We start from the raw sequence: 17,359 nt of genomic DNA, 5'->3' as shown, positions 1-17,359 counted from the left end.
TGCCTAGCTCTGCCTCTCGGCAATAAAGCGCGCAGCATCCTTCAAGAGCACGGCCTTTTCGCCAAATGGCTCCAGAAGATCTTCCGCCTGTGCGACCAAACCGGCCAGCTGTTGTCTGGTCCATTCAATACCATGCATCGAGACAAGCGTCGCTTTGCCGGCAGCAGCATCCTTGCCTGTCGCTTTGCCCACATGGCTGGCATCCGCGGTGACGTCGAGCAGGTCATCGGCGAGCTGGAAGGCGAGGCCGATGGCCGATCCGTACTCTGCCAGCCGTTCACGATCCTTGACGTGGGCATTGCCGATTATTGACCCAGCCTCGCACGCGAAACGGATCAACGCGCCGGTCTTCATCGCCTGCAAGCGGATAATGCCTTCTTCGTCCGGCTGGTCCTTTTCAGCTTCAAGATCAAGCGCCTGGCCGCCTGTCATCCCGCCAACACCAGCGGCGCGGGCCAGTGCCGTAACCAGCGTCACCCGGGCATGCGGGTCCAGCTCGGTTTCTTCGCTGGCGACCAATTCGAAGGCATAGGTCAGCAAGCTGTCGCCCGCCAGAATGGCCGCGGCCTCGTCGAATTTCCGGTGCACAGTAGGCTGGCCGCGCCGTATGTCGTCATTGTCCATCGCGGGCAGATCATCGTGGACAAGCGAATAACTGTGAATGCATTCGAGCGCCGCCGCGACCCGCAATGCTGCCGGATTATCGGCACCAAACAGAGCCGCACTTTCCATAACGAGAAATGGACGCAGGCGTTTGCCACCGTTCAGAACGCCATGCCGCATGGCTGCCATCAATCGGGGCGGCCGGCTGATCTCACCCCCTTGGGGCCGGTCCGACAGCAATCCGGACAACAAGGTTTCCACAGCGGCGGCGCGTTGCTGCAGTGCAATCTGGAACAATGAAAAACCCGGATCTGTCATCATGTTCTGGCAATGACCGGAAAATGGCTGTCCGGTCAATGGCCGTGTCGCGCCGTGATTGTCATTTTTGCAGCAGTGCCTGTGTGCAGAGGGTATAAAATCACAGAAAGAATTCCCTTCTGTCCCTCTTTGCTCTATGTCCAACGGGAGTTTTCAGCGCGGACGGAATGTGTGACGAGGGTTCTGGTCAAAAATAAGAGGGGCAAAGGTTTTCTGGTTGATCCCGGCCGTTCACCCCTTGGCCGGGTCGCGCGCACCTTGATTCTGGCCGGAATCATTCTAGTTATGCTGCCTATCATTCTGCTCAGCCTGTACCGACTGCCATTTATTCATCCTGTCTCCACGCTGATGGTGAAAGACCTTGTGACGTTTTCCGGGTATGACCGCCGCTGGGTGTCCATAGACCAAATTTCCCCGACGTTGGTCAACTCAGTGATGATGTCCGAGGATGCGAAATTTTGCTTTCATTCCGGTGTGGACTGGGACGCGCTGAACTCTGTTGTGTCCGATGCAATTGATGGCGAACAGACGCGCGGCGCTTCAACAATCACGATGCAGACAGCCAAGAACCTGTTTCTCTGGACGAGCCGCTCCTTCATCCGCAAAGGTCTTGAGGTGCCACTCGCTGTCATTACAGACCTTATACTGCCCAAGCGTCGCCTGATGGAGATCTATCTGAACATTGCGGAATGGGGCCCAGGAATCTATGGCATCGAAGCGGCCGCTCAACACCATTTCAATGTCAGTGCTGCCAGATTGTCACCGCGTCAGGCCGCCTATCTTGCCGTAACGCTGCCCAATCCGATCGTCCGCAATCCCGCAAAGCCGGGACGCGGTCTGCAAACACTTGCCAGGGTAAACGAACGCCGTGCGCGCGGCGCTGGCGCCTACATCGGATGCGTCAACTAGGTGCAACGGGGCTCACGATCGCCTGTTCAAAGCTTTTGTGACAAAAAATGTGCGACTCCTGCTGGTCAAAAGCTCTCAAGCCGTGTATAGCCCCAGCCGAACTTTCCGGAATTTTGTCCATTGTGACAGGCTCAATCGGGCCAGTGCCGGATTTTGACTGATTACTGGAGCTGGAACAATGGCTGTACCTAAACGAAAAACTTCCCCGTCGAAGCGCGGCATGCGCCGCTCCGCCGACGCGCTGAAGGCACCTACATACGTTGAAGACAAGAATTCGGGCGAACTGCGCCGTCCACATCATGTTGATCTGAAGACAGGCATGTATCGCGGTCGTCAGGTTCTGACACCGAAAGAGGGCTGATCCCTTTTTTCGAATTCGTGATAGAAAAAGACCGGCCTTTGTGCCGGTCTTTTTCTTTGAGCATATGGTTGCCGGAGGACGCTGTGATTTCCAATATTCCGTTGATGATCGTGCCGCTCATCGTCTTCAATCTGGTTATTGCCGGCTTGGCCGGTGTTGGCGGTACCGAACCATGGGCGACCGAGCTTTATTCGATGCACATGCCGTCAGGGGGCACCTGGCAATTGACCCTGGGTGATCTGATGATCGTCCTGTCTTTGGCCTTGTTGTTTTTCGAGATCATGAAGTCGACGCGAACGAGCAATGCTTCGGTCGTCGACCATCTGCTATCAGTATTTGTCTTTGTTGCATTCCTGGTCGAATTTCTTCTTGTGCCAAGCGCCTCGCACTCGCTGTTCTTCATTCTTATGGCGATGGCATTCCTTGACATCTTGGCAGGCTTTACCGTTTCCCTCCGCTCTGCTGGTCGCGACGTAAACTTCCGGTAAAATCAATTCTCGTTGGATCAATCGTAGATCGTTCGCAAACGTTGCGTCAGGAAATCCTGCTTAGGCGTATTCGCAGCTCGAAAACACGATTTCTCGGCGAAGCGCTGAGATCAGCCGCCGTCCCCAACCAAACCTGCGGCCTCGATACCGGCAATGGCCGCCGTCTCATCATTGTCGGATGTATCACCCGTGATGCCAACAGCGCCCAGGATTTCTCCTTTGGTATTCTTGACGAGAACACCACCAGCAACGGCAATGACACGCCCGCCTGAAGCAGCAACCAAGCCCTCCACGAAATGCGGCCGCTCCTTGGCGAATTTCTCGACCGTGCGCGAACCGGTGCCCACGGACAGCGCCCCATAGGCTTTGCCAAAGGCAATCTCAAATCGCAGCATCGATGCGCCATCCTGTTTTTGGAATGCCTTGAGGTGACCACCCGCGTCGAGCACAGCGACCGACAGGGGACGCAAACCGAGTTCCGTCCCCTTGGCGAGGGCGGCCTTGATGATTGTATTGGCTTTGGAAAGAGTGAGATTGGCCATGATTTTCTCTTCTGTGCTGTTCTTTAGACACGGCGGCGGGCCAAGGCGGCGCGCCCAGGATCGTGTCACTGGTGAGGTTGATCGTTATTTGTCGAGAGAGTCGAGCTTTCGCTGCATGGCAGCGATCTGTTCTTTCAACTCGTCCAGGCCAGTATCTCTGGTCGGCTTTTCAGGTGCAGCGGTCTCGTCAGGCTCGGCGCCCGTCTTGCCGATTGGAAACGGCGTGAACATGCGCATGGCATTCTGCAGCATTTCCGTGTTGCGGCGAACCTGTTCCTCGACCAGCTTGAGTGGGGCGCTGACATTCATCATGTCCATTGGCGTTTTGCCAAAAGCTGCGGTCAGCTGTTCGCGCATCCGCTCCTGCTCTTTTGCAAACGCAGACATGGATTGTTCAAGAAAAGTCGGAAGCACGACCTGCATCTGGTCGCCATAATAGGCGATCAGCTGGCGCAGGAACGGGATTGGAAGCATGTTCTGGCCATCCTTGTTCTCCAGTTCAAAAATGATCTGGGTAAGGACGGAATGCGTGATATCCTCGCCGGTCTTTGCATCCTGGACTGTGAAGTCTTCATTCCGCTTCACCATATCCGCCAAATCTTCAAGCGTGACGTAGGTGCTTGTCCCGGTGTTGTAGAGACGTCGGTTGGCATACTTCTTGATGACGATGTCGCCAGTCTTACTTGCCATTGCTCACTCCCAACTCGTACCCATTATCGAATTTGCGTGCCGGCTTACGGATAGAGTTCGGAGGATAGGGGCAAAGCGGCGCAATTCAAAGCGATTTGTGCAGCGCATCCAATGCAGTGCGTGCTGCCCATGCTGCGGCGCGAAACCGGATAATTTCGACTTAGACTTAAATGGCCCTTGTCAAACTGTTTCGGGAAGGGAATTCTGTTCAAGAATGTGCTGCACGAATTCAGCATGACAAAATGAGGAGACGTCTATGACCCAATCAATCGTCATCGCAAGTGCTGCCCGCACTGCTGTTGGATCGTTCAATGGCGCTTTCGCCAATGTCCCTGCACATGAACTGGGTGCAGCCGTGATCAAGGAAGTGCTGGAACGGGCTGGAGTCGATGCTGCAGATGTCGACGAAGTGATCCTTGGGCAAGTGCTTGGCGCTGGTGAGGGACAGAATCCGGCGCGCCAGGCCGCCATGGCTGCCGGCATCCCCCAGGAGGCCACAGCGTGGGGCCTCAATCAGGTCTGCGGTTCCGGCTTGCGCGCAGTGGCGCTTGGCATGCAGCAGATCGCAATGGGCGATGCGAACATCATCGTGGCCGGCGGCCAGGAATCCATGTCGCTGGCGCCGCATTGCGCGCACCTGCGCAACGGCGTGAAAATGGGTGATTTCAAATTGATCGACACGATGATCAAGGACGGCCTGACGGATGCGTTCCACGGCTACCACATGGGTATCACGGCCGAAAACATTGCACGCAAATGGCAGTTGACCCGCGAGGAGCAGGATAATTTCGCTCTCGCTTCGCAGAATAAGGCCGAGGCGGCGCAAAAAGCCGGCAAGTTCAAGGATGAGATCGTTCCATTTACGGTCAAGACACGCAAGGGCGACATTGTGGTCGCTGACGACGAGTATATCCGTCACGGAGCGACGATCGATGCTTTGACAAAGCTCAAGCCCGCCTTCGACAAGGACGGCACGGTGACGGCGGGCAATGCCTCCGGGCTGAACGACGGAGCTGCGGCAGTGGTGCTGATGAGTGAGGAAGAAGCCAACCGGCGCGGGATCAAGCCTTTGGCCCGTATCGCGTCCTGGGCAACGGCGGGTGTTGATCCTTCGATCATGGGAACCGGACCGATCCCTGCATCACGCAAGGCACTCGAAAAGGCCGGCTGGAAGGCGGAAGACCTCGATCTTGTCGAGGCCAACGAAGCCTTCGCCGCGCAGGCTTGCGCCGTCAACAAGGATCTCGGCTTCAATCCGGACATCGTCAACGTCAATGGCGGCGCCATTGCCATCGGTCACCCCATTGGCGCGTCGGGCGCTCGCGTTCTCAACACGCTGCTCTTCGAATTGAAGCGCCGTAACGGGACCAAGGGCCTTGCAACGCTTTGCATCGGCGGCGGCATGGGTGTGGCGCTTTGTGTTGAGCGCATCAAGGATTAATTGTCGTTTAAACCGGCGCAGTCACGATTGCGCCGGTCTTTCCAAGCGGTTCGGGCAATTGCAACCGCATGTTTTGTTCTTTTACCACCACACTTCGTTTGAGAGAAATCCGTTTGAGGGAGGGCAACAATGACAAAGACGGCAATCGTAACGGGAGGAACACGCGGGATCGGCGCTGCCATCAGCGTGGCTTTGAAAGCGGCTGGTTACAATGTCGCGGCGAACTACGCCGGCAATGACGATGCGGCCAAGAAATTCACCACGGAAACGGGCATCCCGACCTATAAGTGGGATGTGTCGAATTACGAGGAATGCGCTGCGGGTATTGCCAGGATCGAAGCAGATATTGGTCCTGTGGCCGTGCTGGTCAACAATGCCGGCATTACCCGTGATGCGATGTTCCACAAGATGACCCCCGGTCAGTGGGGCGAAGTGATCAACACCAACCTGACGGGTCTGTTCAACATGACCCATCCGGTATGGAGCGGCATGCGCGACCGCAAATTTGGTCGAGTGATTAACATTTCCTCGATCAACGGACAGAAGGGCCAGGCCGGACAGGCCAATTATTCCGCGGCGAAGGCTGGTGATATCGGTTTCACCAAAGCCTTGGCACAAGAAGGCGCCCGCGCCGGAATCACCGTCAACGCCATCTGCCCTGGTTATATTGGCACCGAAATGGTTCGGGCGATTGACCAGAAAGTGCTCAACGAGCGGATCATACCGCAGATACCCGTCGGACGCCTCGGCGAACCGGAGGAGGTCGCACGTTGTGTTGTATTTCTCGCCTCCGACGATGCGGGTTTCATCACGGGGTCGACGCTATCGGCGAATGGCGGACAGTACTTCAGCTGATTGAGCTCGACAGACCTGATCCTAACGTGAAACGTCGTGCGTCGAACGATGCGCGGCGTTTTGTTTCTCTTGTGGACCCAATCCTTGGAGCCTTGGGCAAGGGGTCAGTGACCCGTGCTGAATCTTATCCTAGGAGGAGCTCTTTTGGAGCTTTCAGAACTGCGAGCACCGTCTGAAACAGAATTCTCCAGGAACAAAGCGTGAAAGTTCATTGCGCATCAAGACGTGCCGACCTATTCCGGCTTTGATCGAACCGTCGTGAAATTAACGGTTGGGAAACGGTATTTGTTAACTAATCATAAGGAATCATTCAATTTCTGGAATTTATCGGGCCAACGTCAAAGGTTAACGCGAGGCGCCACGTTGGGCGGGATACGTCGATCGACGATTCAGCATCTAGTGTACACCTTGTCCAGAAAAACTACATATGGCAGTGAACAAATCAGGAATCTCATCCTAAAGCCGATTCGTAGCTGATTCGTTCTGCTCGCGTTCTATTTCCTAATGGTACACTCCGTGAATCGGTAAATGATTGTTTATCTGGAGAGCCCCGCATACTTTCTGTCGGACGCTAGAAATGCTACGCGGAATGCATGCCGGCTCGTCTTGCTCAATTGTTCACGTCGTCGTGCCGGTATTGGAATGTAATTTATGAACCTTATGCCCACCCCCGAACTTCCCCTCGTCCTGACGGGCCGCGATGTTACAGCCGTCTTGGGCCCGACCAATACGGGCAAAACCCACCTTGCCATCGAACGCATGCTGGCCCACCAGACCGGGATGATCGGTTTGCCGCTGCGGCTCCTGGCTCGCGAGGTTTATAACCGCGTGGCGGAGCGGGTAGGGACTGCGAATGTCGCCCTGATCACAGGCGAGGAAAAGATTAATCCGCCCGGCGCCCGTTATGCGGTCTGTACGGTGGAAGCCATGCCGCGCCAGACCGATATGGATTTTGTTGCCATCGATGAAGTGCAACTTGCCAATGATCTTGAGCGCGGTCACATCTTCACCGACCGGATCCTGCATCTTCGTGGCCGCCAGGAGACATTGTTGCTCGGCGCCGCAACCATGCGGGGAATTCTCGAAAAGCTGCTTCGCGGAATTTCAGTGATAACGCGGCCACGTCTGTCCAACCTGGCCTATGCAGGGTCGAAGAAGATCACCCGGCTTCCCCCGCGCACAGCCGTTGTCGCCTTTGCCGCCGAAGAGGTTTATGCGATTGCCGAGCTTATCCGGCGGCAAAACGGCGGTGCGGCTGTGGTCATGGGAGCGCTGAGCCCGCGGACGCGTAATGCACAAGTCGACCTCTACCAATCGGGCGATGTGGACTATCTTGTGGCTACCGATGCTATCGGGATGGGCCTTAATCTTGATGTTGACCACGTCGCCTTTGCGCAGGACCGGAAGTTTGATGGCTACCAGTTTCGTGATCTGTCCCCGGCTGAGATTGGTCAGGTCGCTGGTCGTGCTGGCCGGCATCTGCGGGATGGCACTTTCGGCGTCACGGGTCAGGTATCGGGTTTCTCCGATGAGCTGATTGGCCGCGTCGAGTCGCATGCATTCGATTCGGTCAAAATATTGCAATGGCGGACCGCACGGTTCGACTATTCGAGCATAGACGCGCTGAAGCGGTCCATCGACACGCCCGCACCCGTAGAAGGATTGACTCGGGCGTTACCTGCGGTTGATCAGCAGGCCCTGGAGTTTCTGTCTCGTGATCCTGATGTGGCGCCGCTTGCCAATACACCGGAACGCGTGGCTTTGCTGTGGGATACCTGCGCGCTGCCTGATTATCGAAAGATTGCGCCGGCACAGCATGCGGATATCATAGCTTCGATCTATACAGATCTGGCTGAATCGGGACATGTGAACGAGAACTATATGGCCGAAGAGGTACGCCGGGCTGATTCCACCGACGGCGATATTGATGCGCTGTCGCGGCGCATCGCCCAGATCAGAACCTGGACTTTTGTGTCTCATCGGCCTGGTTGGCTGGCAGATCAGGCACATTGGCAAGAAAAGACGCGTGAAATAGAGGACAGATTATCAGATGCACTGCATGAACGGTTGACGAAACGCTTCGTAGACCGCAGGACAAGCGTGCTTATGAGGCGCCTGAGAGAGAATACAATGCTAGAAGCCGAAATTAGCCCTGCCGGGGACGTTGTTGTCGAAGGGCATCATGTTGGACGTTTGGATGGGTTCCGTTTCACAACGGATGCCCAAGTTGATGGGACGGATGCGAAAGCCATCAGGGCTGCCGCGCAAAAAGCCTTGGGCATGGAGTTTGAAAGCCGTGCCACGCGCTTTGACGCGTCGGCAAATGGCGACTTCGCTCTGGGTTCCGATGGGACCCTGCGCTGGATCGGCGCTCCGGTGGCCTCAGTCGTCTCCGGCGAGCAAGCGCTGAAGCCACGTGCTGTTCTATTGGCGGACGAGCAGTTGACCGGGCCGGCACGCGACAAGGTTGCGGCGCGGGTCGAGCGGTTCCTGGCTCATCACATCGAAACTGTTTTGAAACCGCTCGTCGATCTTGCCAATGCCGATGCGCTTGTAGGCATCACCAAAGGGCTGGCGTTTCAGCTCGTCGAAAATTTTGGTGTCCTGCAGAGACGTGACGTGGCGGAAGAAGTCCGCGGTCTCGATCAGGACTCCCGCGCTGCCCTGCGCCGTCTCGGTGTCCGGTTCGGTGCCTATCATGTATTCCTGCCGGCGCTGTTGAAGCCCGCTCCGGCCGGGCTTCTCACGCTGTTGTGGGCACTCAAGGAAGATGCGAAGGATCGCCCCGGTTACGGCGATGTGGTGCAGGTCCTGTCGGCCGGCCGTACCTCGGTCGTGACCGATCCAAGCTTTGACCCCGCCTTCTATCGGCTTGCAGGCTACCGGCTTCTTGGGCGGCGCGCAGTGCGTATTGATATTCTTGAGCGCCTCGCCGATCTCATCCGGCCGGCGCTTGGCTGGAAGCCGGGCACAGGCACGCGTCCGGATGGTGCGTATGATGGCACGCGCTTCGTTGTCACGCCGTCGATGATGTCAATTCTCGGCGCGACCGCTGATGACATGGAGGAGATTCTCAAGAGCCTCGGCTATCGTCCGGAAGCAGTTGATACGGCAATCGTCGCTGCAAAGCTCGTTGAGCTCGATGCAGCTTCTGCACCTCAAGTTCAGCCGGAACGCAGCGAGACTGTCCCCGCGGAAGGTGAAGTGGAGACTGTCGCTGACACTGCTGAGACGCCTGTCGAAGCGAAAGCCGAGGCTGCTGAGCCCGCCACGGAACCTGCAATCGTTGCGCCCGTCGTCATGGAAGACGCACCGAAGCCGGTCCTGCTTTGGCGTCAGGCGCGCTTCGAGGGCCGTAATAATCGCGGCAATCATGAGAAGCGCGAACACCAAAGGGGCCAGCCGCGCAACAATCAGGGCGGCGAGCAACGGTCCGAGCGAAATGCAGAACAGCAAAACGACCGTGGCGAGCGCAAGGCGAACTTCCGTGGCAAGGGCAAACCCGCTGGCAATGAACGCTTCAAGCAGGAGGGTGGGAGGCCGGCAGGCAAACCGCAAAATCAGCCGAAGCGTCCGGAGCGGGAAGAACGCCCAGTCAAGATTGACATGGACTCACCCTTCGCCAAACTGCTGGCGCTTAAGGAGCAACTGAAGAAATAAGATAACGGAACCGCCGGGATGACAGGAGAAGAAAAGCAGCGCATCGACAAATGGCTGTTCTTCGCGCGAGTGGTCAAATCCCGTTCCCTGGCGGCGAAGCTCGTTTCAGCTGGCAGTGTCCGTATCAACAAGGACAAGATTGATCAGCCGTCACAAGTCGTAAGGCCAGGTGACGTGCTGACGATTACGCTGGACCGGCGCATTCTGGTTTACAGGGTCCTTTCCTGCGGAAGCCGCCGTGGCCCAGCCGACGAAGCGCGAACGCTTTATGAGGACATGTCACCGCCTTTGCCGGCGAAAGATGGTATAAGCCGTTTCGACGGATTGCCTATGCGAGACGCTGGCAGTGGCCGGCCGACCAAACGTGAACGGCGACAGGTCGACAGGCTTATGCTGGGCGACGATGATAGTTCGGATCAATAGCCCTGCCCTTCGGCTTCCGGAGCTCGGCTGTTCTGTCGAAATAATCTTCAATGCTGACCGGCTGTATAAAATAATATTCTACGAAATGTGCTAGCAATGGATGGCGATTGCTTGTTGCTTAAGCATCGCGATGCGATGAATGGCGCCGTGAGTACTGGGGTAATGGCCTATGTTCGGGTGATGAGCCGCAAAGTTCGGCACTTGGACATCGATGCGGGCCGCGTTCTGGTGCCGCAGCCTATTTTTCCCCCCTTGTCAGCCCGGCGTCAAATCGTTACCTGAACCGCTGAGACGCTGATAGTGGTGTCTTCAGGAGCCAGCAAATGACTTATGTTGTGACCGACAATTGCATCCGCTGTAAATACATGGATTGCGTGGAGGTCTGTCCCGTCGATTGTTTTTACGAAGGTGAAAACATGCTTGTCATCCACCCGGATGAATGCATCGACTGTGGGGTTTGCGAGCCTGAATGTCCGGCTGAAGCCATCAAGCCGGACACCGAGCCAGGGCTCGACAGCTGGCTGCAACTCAATGCGGAATATGCCGAAAAATGGCCGAATATATCCGCAAAGCGTGACGCGCCCGCCGATGCCAAGGAGATGGATGGTGTCGAAGGCAAGTTTGAAAAGTTCTTTTCACCGGAGCCCGGCGAAGGCGACTGAATTATTCTTGGAATTCAACATTGCCAAGCCTGATTTGCCGCAATATGCAAGTCTTGCAATATGACTATTTTTGAGCAAGTGCAGCAAAAAGTTGATTCTAATCACTTTTCATGGTAGGCTCCCCCGATATGTTGATCATTGGACGTCAATTTCGTGGCGCTAAAGCATAAATCACCAATCGGCTAGATTTTTTCCGGACCTATCAGTTCAGGGTATGGGTGTTTGTTTTTCCATCCCACTGCTTCGTCCGGATTGCTTTTGCGTGAATATATTGGCGGCCGACAAACCGGGACCCGGTTTCCAGTGATTGGTTTAGCCGGTGCGTTTTGCCGGGCGCAGCAAGGAGTAATTAAGCGCATGACAGCAGTTCAGCAGAAAAAAACCGCCCAGCGTATTGGATTTAAGACGGGCGAGTTTATCGTATATCCGGCACACGGCGTAGGGCAAATCGTCAATATTGAAGAACAGGAAGTTGCAGGCCACAAGCTGGAACTGTTCGTGATTGATTTTCAGAAGGATAAAATGCGCTTGAAGGTTCCAGTAGCCAAAGCAACCGCTATTGGAATGCGTAAACTTTCCGAGACGGACTATGTCGACCGTGCATTGAAGGTTGTCCAGGGCCGCGCTCGCATAAAGCGCACCATGTGGTCGCGCCGCGCGCAGGAATATGACGCGAAGATCAACTCAGGTGATCTTATCTCGATTTCAGAAGTCGTTCGCGACCTTTTCCGCGCTGATAATCAGCCGGAACAGTCCTATTCGGAACGCCAGCTTTATGAAGCAGCACTTGACCGCATGGCTCGTGAGATTTCTGCCGTCAACAAGATGTCGGAAACCGAAGCGGTGCGTCTGATCGAAGTAAACCTTGCAAAAGGACCCAAGCGTGGTGCCAAGGCTGATGCGGATGTTGAAGCCGACGCTGATGTTATCATTGAAGACGAGCGGGAAGAGGCTGCATAAGCCAGCAGCATCATCTATCCAAAAAGAGCCCGGCAAATGCCGGGCTTTTTTATTCGCTGATGACCTTGACCCTGTCGCCAACCGAAACAGTTCCGCCAGGCGGTAAGGCGTTGATCAGGCGGAAGAGATCAAGCTTCCGATCGGTTCCCATGATCTGGTTCGACAGGCTGGTCAGTGTGTCGCCGGGTTTCACGGTTACGACCCGGATGCGCAGCGGTTTGATGCTGGCCTTTTCTTGTGGTGTCAGCAGACGGAAGCTCTGGATGACAGTTTGCGAGGCAGGCGTCAAAGCCGTACTGCCTGTTGGGGCTGCCGTCAGAAAGCGATAGATTCTGCTGCCGGCGTTGACGACGAAGATGTCGAATTCCCAGCGGTCGGCTCTGGCTTTCGCTGCCGCAGCCGGCATCCCGTTAAAGGTCGTCGCCGTGACGCTTGCATTGTCCAGACCCGTTACCCAGCCGCTGCGCATGTAGTCAGTCATGGATGGGTTGCCGGAAACCTGTGTCCCGTCAAAGCGGATAGCGACTTCGCCGGGGCCGGTCGCCATCACGGCATCAGCACTGTTGTCGATGACAAAGCCTTCAGGAACGGTGAAGCTAACGCCGAGCAGCGGGTGAACAAAGCTGCGACCGCGCACATAGCCTTCCTCGGGGGTATCGCCATACAGGATCCCATCAATGCCCTGCAGGAAGGAATCGCGATCGGTCGTGCCAACGCCGGGCGCTCCTACGCGGCGGGCATGACCCCGCGCGAGTTCGATGCGTTGCGGCGCTGAAGGGTGGCTGGCCAGGAAGTCGAGGCTGGCATCGGTCGCACCCGAAACGCTGCGGAAATCGGCATAGGATGCCATGGATTGCAGGAAACGGGCGGCAGCAAAGGGGTCATAACCCGCTTCGCCGATCATCTTGATGCCGATAGCATCAGCTTGCAGCTCCTGATTACGCGAGAACTGAGCCATGCGCAGCTTGCCGCGGATCAGTGCCTCACGCCCCGCGCTGTCATCCTGCAGCACTTCTGAGACGACACGTCCGGCAATCTGGGCCTCCTGCTCACGTTGCTGGCGCTCGATACCATGATTGGCAATCACATGCCCCATCTCGTGGGCAATGACGGCCGAAAGTTCGGCACTGTCATTGGCAAGGGCGAGAAGTCCGCGCGTCACATACAGATAGCCGCCCGGCAGGGCAAAAGCATTGATATTAGGCGAGTTGAGGATTGTGATGCGGTATGTATGTGTTGGATTGTCAGAGACAGTGGTCAGATTGCCGACCACCTTCGCGACCATTCGCTCAAGTTTTGCGTCCTTGTACTCGCCGCCATAGGTCGCGAGAATACGCGGGTGCTGCTCGGCGCTGAGTTTGGCCAGCCGGTCATTCTTGCTGACATTATCCACCGTCACCGGATTTGACGACGGACCGAGCGCATCTTCCTTGGTGAGGTTGAGCACTTGGCAACCTGACAAAAACGCAAGCAACAAGGTCGCCGACGCAAGATTCCTCGCGCGAGCGGCTGGATGAAACCATCCGTTGCTTGTGGGGGAATTTTGCGAACCCAGAATCATGTCCTCGTTGTTGTCGCGTGCCAGCAGAGTCGTATGTCTCTGTTCTTGCTAGCCCGACCAACAGTCTTGAGCAAGAATTTCATTGTTTTCTTGAATGTGGCAAGTCGTCGAAAATATGTCAAAGCGCAGAGTCTTTTGCACCGAGGTATTTCCGCAACAGCGCAGGCCCCTTATCGGAGAGCATTTCTTTGGCGGGTCCTGAAGCCGCGATTTTTCCATTTTCGAGAAAGAACAGCATTGAAGGCAGGCGCAGGGCATCGTCCGGATGATGTGTGACCATCATCACTGTCATGCCGGTTTCCGTTTGCAATTCGCCGACGAGATCCAGCATTTCGTGCCGCAGGGCCGGGCCGAGCGAGGCAAAGGCCTCGTCCAGTAAAAGCACGGGCCGGTTGCGCACGAGAGCCCTGGCGATGGCCACGCGCTGGCGCTCGCCGCCGGACAGGGCTTCCGGCTTGCGCTTCTCCTTGCCTGCAAGACCAACCTTCCGGATGGCCTCGCTTATTGCAGCGTGGTCCGCTTCGCTCAGTTTGAGATTGGGACTGCGGCCAAGACCGACATTGGAAGCCACATCGAGATGCGCGAAGAGATTGTTGTCCTGAAATACCATTGAGACGGGTCGCAGGGCCGGTGCGGCATCGGTCATATCGGTGTCGTCGATCAGGACTCTGCCGGTCTTCGCTATCTCAAATCCCGCGATGAGATTGAGCAGCGTGGATTTGCCCGAACCGCTGGGGCCAATGATCGCGGCGATCGTCGATGGTTCGACAACGAGATCGAAATGCATTGCCATATCGCCAAAATCAAAATCGACTGCATCAAGCCGGATCGAAGCGCCTTTGTGAGGGCGAGCAGATGCGATCATCGGATTTTCTCCAGACTGCTTGCACCTCTGTCCGCGACTATCATCAGCCCCAGGCACAGTAAACCAAGGATCAGAGCCAGCCCCGCGGCATCTTCGGTGCGATAACTCGCCATGCGCTGTAACAGCAGGTATGGCAGGGTCTGGATCGAATTGTTGCCAAAGAGGGCAATGGTTCCGAGATCGCCCAAAGACAACGCCATGGCAAAGGCAAAGGCAGCACCCAGCGGTCGCTTGATCACCGGCCAATCAATAAGCCGAAACCTGTTCCATCCGGCAATGCCGAGCTGCGAGCAAAGCCGGTTGTGGCGGCTCGCTGCCGTATCCCACGACGGGCGTAGAATACGGAAGGCAAAAGGTATGGCCATAGCCGCATTGACACTCACGACCATGATTGGCGCAAGACTGAACGGGTCGACGAAATGGCGTGAAAGGATGAACCAGCCTGCGCCGATCACGATTGGAGGAACCACCATGATCAGGCTGGCACCGAGATCGAGCGCGCGCTCGAACGCGCTGCGCGGTGCATAACGACGTGCAGTGGCGAGATATTCCCGGGCCATCACCAATCCGAGGGAAACAACCAGCGAAAACGCGGCAGCACCCGCACCAAGGATCAGGCTGGTCAAGATAGCCCGCCAGACAAGTGGCTCAGTTAGAATCCGGGAGAGGTCGGCTGCCAAACCGGACACAACAGTTCCAGCAATCGGCAAGCCTACGAATATCAGAGCGGCAAGGATCAACATGCCATGGGCGAACTTTGCGCCACTGGACGGCCGGTCAAAGCGCTGCGTTACCGTATTGAGGCTGAAGGCTTCCTCCGCAGGGCGTCCTGTCCGGCTGAGGAGAAGCAGGACGGCAATGGTCAGACAGAGTTGCAGCAGTGTGAGTGATACCGCTCGTGCAATATCGAAATCGAAGTGCAGCGACTGATAGATCGCAACTTCGAGTGTCGTCGCGCGCGGTCCACCACCGAGCGTCAGCACAATTGTGAAGGACGTTATGCACAGCATGAAGATCAAGCCGGCGATGCCAGAGAGATTGCGCAGGATCACCGGCCATTCGATCAGCCGGAAGCGCGCCCAGCCGCCCATCCCCAGTTGTGACGACAGCTTCCAGTAATCTTCCGGAATGGAATCGAGGCTTGACAGCATGAGCCTCGTCGCCAGCGGCAGATTGAAAAATACATGGGCGATGAGGATGCCAGTGAGGCCATAGATGTTGGGCGTAACGTCAAAGCCTGCTGCCTTGAGAACGGCAGCGAGCAGACCGTTCCGGCCATAAATGGTGGTAATGCCGAGGACGGCAACGAGGGCCGGCAGGGCGAGCGGCAACGCAAAGAGACGCAGGATCATTGCGCGCCCGGGGAAGGCCGGGTGCGCGTGTAGCGCATGGGCCAGCGGGATCGCCAGGGTTACGGACAGCACCATAGAAAGGAGCGCTTGCAACAGCGTGAAACGTGCAATCTGCCACAGGTAACTATCGAAAGCGGCGAAACCTTCCGTACTTCCACGCAGCGCTTCAGTGGCAAGGCTAAGCAATGCGCCACCCGCGAGCACAACCAGAAAGGCGAGGGCCAGTGCCCCCGCCAAAGGTTTCAATGAGCGGACAGCTGCCACGGTGTTACAGGCTCATCGCTGACAGCCATTCGTCGATCCATGCCTTGCGGTTTTTCGACACTTCTTCCGGGGAGAAGATCAAAGTCTTTGCAGGCTTGACGAGTGTGTCGAAAGCCGGATTGAGCGGAGCGCTCGTCTTGGCAGCCGGAAACATCCAGTTATTTTCCGGGATCGCGTCCTGGAACGCCGGCCCGGTCATGAAGGTCAGAAATTGCGCCGAGAGCGGGTTCTTGGCGCCGTTTGCGGTTTGCGCGGCAACCTCGACCTGCAAGTAATGGCCCTCGTCAAAGGCTGCTGCCTTGTAGCGGTCCGTTTTCTCCGCAACGAGATGATAGGCAGGCGACGTGGTATAGGAAAGAACCATTGGCGCTTCGCCGTTGGTGAAGAGGCCATAGGCCTCTGACCAGCCCGGCGTTACAGTCAGTACGCGATCTTTCAGCTTGCTCCATGCCTCACCGGCCTTGTCGCCATAGACCGATTTCACCCACAGCAGTAGGCCGAGTCCGGGCGTCGAGGTGCGTGGATCCTCGATGACGATTTTTTGCTTTGGATCGCCTTCCACCAGTCCTTTCAAGCTTGCCGGCGGATTCTTCACCGATTCGGAATCATAGATCACGGCGAAATAGCCATAGTCATAGGGAACAAATGTATTGTCCTTGTAGCCACCGGGAATGACGATGCCGCTGGTATCGATGCCATGCGGTGCAAACAACCCGGTTTCACTTGCCTCGTAAGTCAGGTTTGTATCGAGACCGAGAACGACATCCGCTTTGCTGGATGCTCCCTCAAGCTTGAGGCGGTTGAGCAGGGCAACGCCATCGGTGACGGAGACGAAATCAACAGTGCAGCTGCATTGTTTTTCGAATGCCTGCTTTACCTTCGGCCCTGGCCCCCACTCCGCTGTGAAGCTTTCATAGGTGTAGACAGTGAGCTTCCCGTCGGCTTTTGCCGGGACTGCTGAAACGAGCGCCAGAGCGCTCATCAGGATTGCAGAATTCATAAATGTGTTGAGCGGCCGCATCGGCGCCTCCTAGAGTTGAGAATTCAAAAGGATTGATGCGCCGGCTTCCTGCCGCGTCTAATCCCTCCGCCGGTACAAACCGGATCAGGTTCCGCGGGTTGGCAGGATTTCTCCCAATGCCTCTCAGCTTGTTCTTGCGAACAGGCACCCCGTTAGAGCATTGCAAACACTAGAGAAAAAGCCCAGGCTGTGCAAGCGCTTACCCTCGACATGCTCCTTCCCCTTGCCACGCCCTCATCTGAGTCTGGCCATTGAACGGTTGGGAAGACGGGCGGTCATCGAAGCGCGTCTTTGGGGTAGTAATGGTGCGATCCGAAGACCGCCCGTCCGGCGACTTTTCATCCCGTCCGTTCCGCTTGGGAGGCCTCGGCATCGGGGAGTACC

The 17,359-nt window shown here is 56.5% G+C and carries 16 protein-coding genes and 1 riboswitch; of the genes, 9 read left to right on the top strand and 7 right to left on the bottom strand.

The window, feature by feature from the left end; genetic code table 11:
• Positions 1-3: 3 nt before the first annotated feature.
• The gene (locus CU102_RS21735) at positions 4-921 is read right to left on the bottom strand and encodes a polyprenyl synthetase family protein (protein ID WP_106713266.1); all 918 of its coding nucleotides are present in this window, start codon (positions 919-921) and stop codon (positions 4-6) included.
• A 183-nt stretch (positions 922-1,104) separates the two neighbouring features.
• On the opposite strand from CU102_RS21735, the gene mtgA reads away from it, so the two are divergent.
• From mtgA to CU102_RS21720, 3 genes are all read left to right on the top strand, one after another.
• A complete protein-coding gene (gene mtgA, locus CU102_RS21730; RefSeq protein WP_425351589.1) occupies positions 1,105-1,830 on the top strand; it encodes a monofunctional biosynthetic peptidoglycan transglycosylase in 726 nt (241 codons plus the stop codon).
• A gap of 178 nt (positions 1,831-2,008) precedes the next feature.
• A complete protein-coding gene (gene rpmF, locus CU102_RS21725) occupies positions 2,009-2,191 on the top strand; it encodes a 50S ribosomal protein L32 (RefSeq protein ID WP_008121851.1) in 183 nt (60 codons plus the stop codon).
• Positions 2,192-2,274: 83 nt separating this feature from the next.
• Positions 2,275-2,679: a hypothetical protein gene (locus tag CU102_RS21720; protein ID WP_106713264.1), complete on the top strand. Its 405-nt coding sequence runs from the start codon at positions 2,275-2,277 to the stop codon at positions 2,677-2,679.
• Positions 2,680-2,789: 110 nt separating this feature from the next.
• Here the strand turns inward: CU102_RS21720 and CU102_RS21715 are convergent, their stop codons facing one another.
• Entirely contained in the window at positions 2,790-3,221 is a 432-nt protein-coding gene (locus tag CU102_RS21715) for a GlcG/HbpS family heme-binding protein (RefSeq protein ID WP_106713263.1), read from the bottom strand.
• Positions 3,222-3,305: 84 nt separating this feature from the next.
• Entirely contained in the window at positions 3,306-3,911 is a 606-nt protein-coding gene (gene phaR, locus CU102_RS21710) for a polyhydroxyalkanoate synthesis repressor PhaR (protein ID WP_106713192.1), read from the bottom strand.
• A 256-nt stretch (positions 3,912-4,167) separates the two neighbouring features.
• Here phaR and CU102_RS21705 point away from each other — a divergent pair, with 256 nt between their 5' ends.
• The 6 genes from CU102_RS21705 (at position 4,168) to CU102_RS21675 (ending at position 11,912) form a co-directional block, all read left to right on the top strand.
• The gene (locus CU102_RS21705) at positions 4,168-5,352 is read left to right on the top strand and encodes an acetyl-CoA C-acetyltransferase (protein WP_106713191.1); all 1,185 of its coding nucleotides are present in this window, start codon (positions 4,168-4,170) and stop codon (positions 5,350-5,352) included.
• 129 nt (positions 5,353-5,481) lie between these two features.
• Positions 5,482-6,207, top strand: coding sequence for an acetoacetyl-CoA reductase (gene phbB, locus CU102_RS21700; RefSeq protein ID WP_106713190.1), 726 nt, complete (start codon positions 5,482-5,484; stop codon positions 6,205-6,207).
• Positions 6,208-6,858: 651 nt separating this feature from the next.
• Positions 6,859-9,867 carry a helicase-related protein gene (locus CU102_RS21695; protein WP_106713189.1) on the top strand — a complete coding sequence of 1,003 codons (3,009 nt, stop codon included), beginning with the start codon at positions 6,859-6,861 and terminating at the stop codon, positions 9,865-9,867.
• An 18-nt stretch (positions 9,868-9,885) separates the two neighbouring features.
• Entirely contained in the window at positions 9,886-10,290 is a 405-nt protein-coding gene (locus CU102_RS21690) for an RNA-binding S4 domain-containing protein (protein WP_106713188.1), read from the top strand.
• Between the two features lie 323 nt (positions 10,291-10,613).
• Positions 10,614-10,952 (top strand): ferredoxin FdxA, encoded by a 339-nt coding sequence (gene fdxA / locus CU102_RS21680; protein ID WP_106661958.1) that lies wholly within the window; start codon positions 10,614-10,616, stop codon positions 10,950-10,952.
• A 357-nt stretch (positions 10,953-11,309) separates the two neighbouring features.
• Positions 11,310-11,912: a CarD family transcriptional regulator gene (locus CU102_RS21675; protein ID WP_106713186.1), complete on the top strand. Its 603-nt coding sequence runs from the start codon at positions 11,310-11,312 to the stop codon at positions 11,910-11,912.
• 49 nt (positions 11,913-11,961) lie between these two features.
• On the opposite strand, the gene CU102_RS21670 is transcribed toward CU102_RS21675, so the two are convergent.
• From CU102_RS21670 to thiB, 4 genes are all read right to left on the bottom strand, one after another.
• Complete coding sequence (locus tag CU102_RS21670; RefSeq protein ID WP_106713262.1) at positions 11,962-13,389, bottom strand: M48 family metalloprotease; 1,428 nt, start codon at positions 13,387-13,389, stop codon at positions 11,962-11,964.
• A gap of 202 nt (positions 13,390-13,591) precedes the next feature.
• A complete protein-coding gene (locus CU102_RS21665; RefSeq protein WP_106713185.1) occupies positions 13,592-14,338 on the bottom strand; it encodes a thiamine ABC transporter ATP-binding protein in 747 nt (248 codons plus the stop codon).
• Entirely contained in the window at positions 14,335-15,954 is a 1,620-nt protein-coding gene (thiP, locus tag CU102_RS21660; RefSeq protein WP_208113865.1) for a thiamine/thiamine pyrophosphate ABC transporter permease, read from the bottom strand. The genes CU102_RS21665 and thiP overlap by 4 nt, the downstream gene beginning before the upstream one ends.
• A 4-nt stretch (positions 15,955-15,958) precedes the next feature.
• Positions 15,959-16,954, bottom strand: a complete 996-nt coding sequence (gene thiB / locus CU102_RS21655) for a thiamine ABC transporter substrate binding subunit (protein WP_166648520.1) — start codon at positions 16,952-16,954, stop codon at positions 15,959-15,961.
• A gap of 65 nt (positions 16,955-17,019) precedes the next feature.
• Positions 17,020-17,137, bottom strand: a riboswitch (TPP riboswitch).
• Positions 17,138-17,359: the final 222 nt, after the last annotated feature.

Source organism: Phyllobacterium brassicacearum, from assembly GCF_003010955.1.
GTDB lineage: Bacteria > Pseudomonadota > Alphaproteobacteria > Rhizobiales > Rhizobiaceae > Phyllobacterium > Phyllobacterium brassicacearum.
The sequence above is the reverse complement of the archived record's forward strand: the minus strand, read 5'-3'. Positions and strand labels throughout refer to the sequence as shown.

What these genes read in the sequence shown, in the direction of transcription:
- CU102_RS21735 (WP_106713266.1), bottom strand. Translation starts at nt 921, where the DNA reads ATGACAGATCCGGGTTTTTCATTGTTCCAGATTGCACTGCAGCAACGC.
- rpmF (WP_008121851.1), top strand. Translation starts at nt 2,009, where the DNA reads ATGGCTGTACCTAAACGAAAAACTTCCCCGTCGAAGCGCGGCATGCGC.
- CU102_RS21715 (WP_106713263.1), bottom strand. Translation starts at nt 3,221, where the DNA reads ATGGCCAATCTCACTCTTTCCAAAGCCAATACAATCATCAAGGCCGCC.
- phaR (WP_106713192.1), bottom strand. Translation starts at nt 3,911, where the DNA reads ATGGCAAGTAAGACTGGCGACATCGTCATCAAGAAGTATGCCAACCGA.
- CU102_RS21705 (WP_106713191.1), top strand. Translation starts at nt 4,168, where the DNA reads ATGACCCAATCAATCGTCATCGCAAGTGCTGCCCGCACTGCTGTTGGA.
- phbB (WP_106713190.1), top strand. Translation starts at nt 5,482, where the DNA reads ATGACAAAGACGGCAATCGTAACGGGAGGAACACGCGGGATCGGCGCT.
- CU102_RS21695 (WP_106713189.1), top strand. Translation starts at nt 6,859, where the DNA reads ATGAACCTTATGCCCACCCCCGAACTTCCCCTCGTCCTGACGGGCCGC.
- CU102_RS21690 (WP_106713188.1), top strand. Translation starts at nt 9,886, where the DNA reads ATGACAGGAGAAGAAAAGCAGCGCATCGACAAATGGCTGTTCTTCGCG.
- fdxA (WP_106661958.1), top strand. Translation starts at nt 10,614, where the DNA reads ATGACTTATGTTGTGACCGACAATTGCATCCGCTGTAAATACATGGAT.
- CU102_RS21675 (WP_106713186.1), top strand. Translation starts at nt 11,310, where the DNA reads ATGACAGCAGTTCAGCAGAAAAAAACCGCCCAGCGTATTGGATTTAAG.
- CU102_RS21665 (WP_106713185.1), bottom strand. Translation starts at nt 14,338, where the DNA reads ATGATCGCATCTGCTCGCCCTCACAAAGGCGCTTCGATCCGGCTTGAT.
- thiB (WP_166648520.1), bottom strand. Translation starts at nt 16,954, where the DNA reads ATGAATTCTGCAATCCTGATGAGCGCTCTGGCGCTCGTTTCAGCAGTC.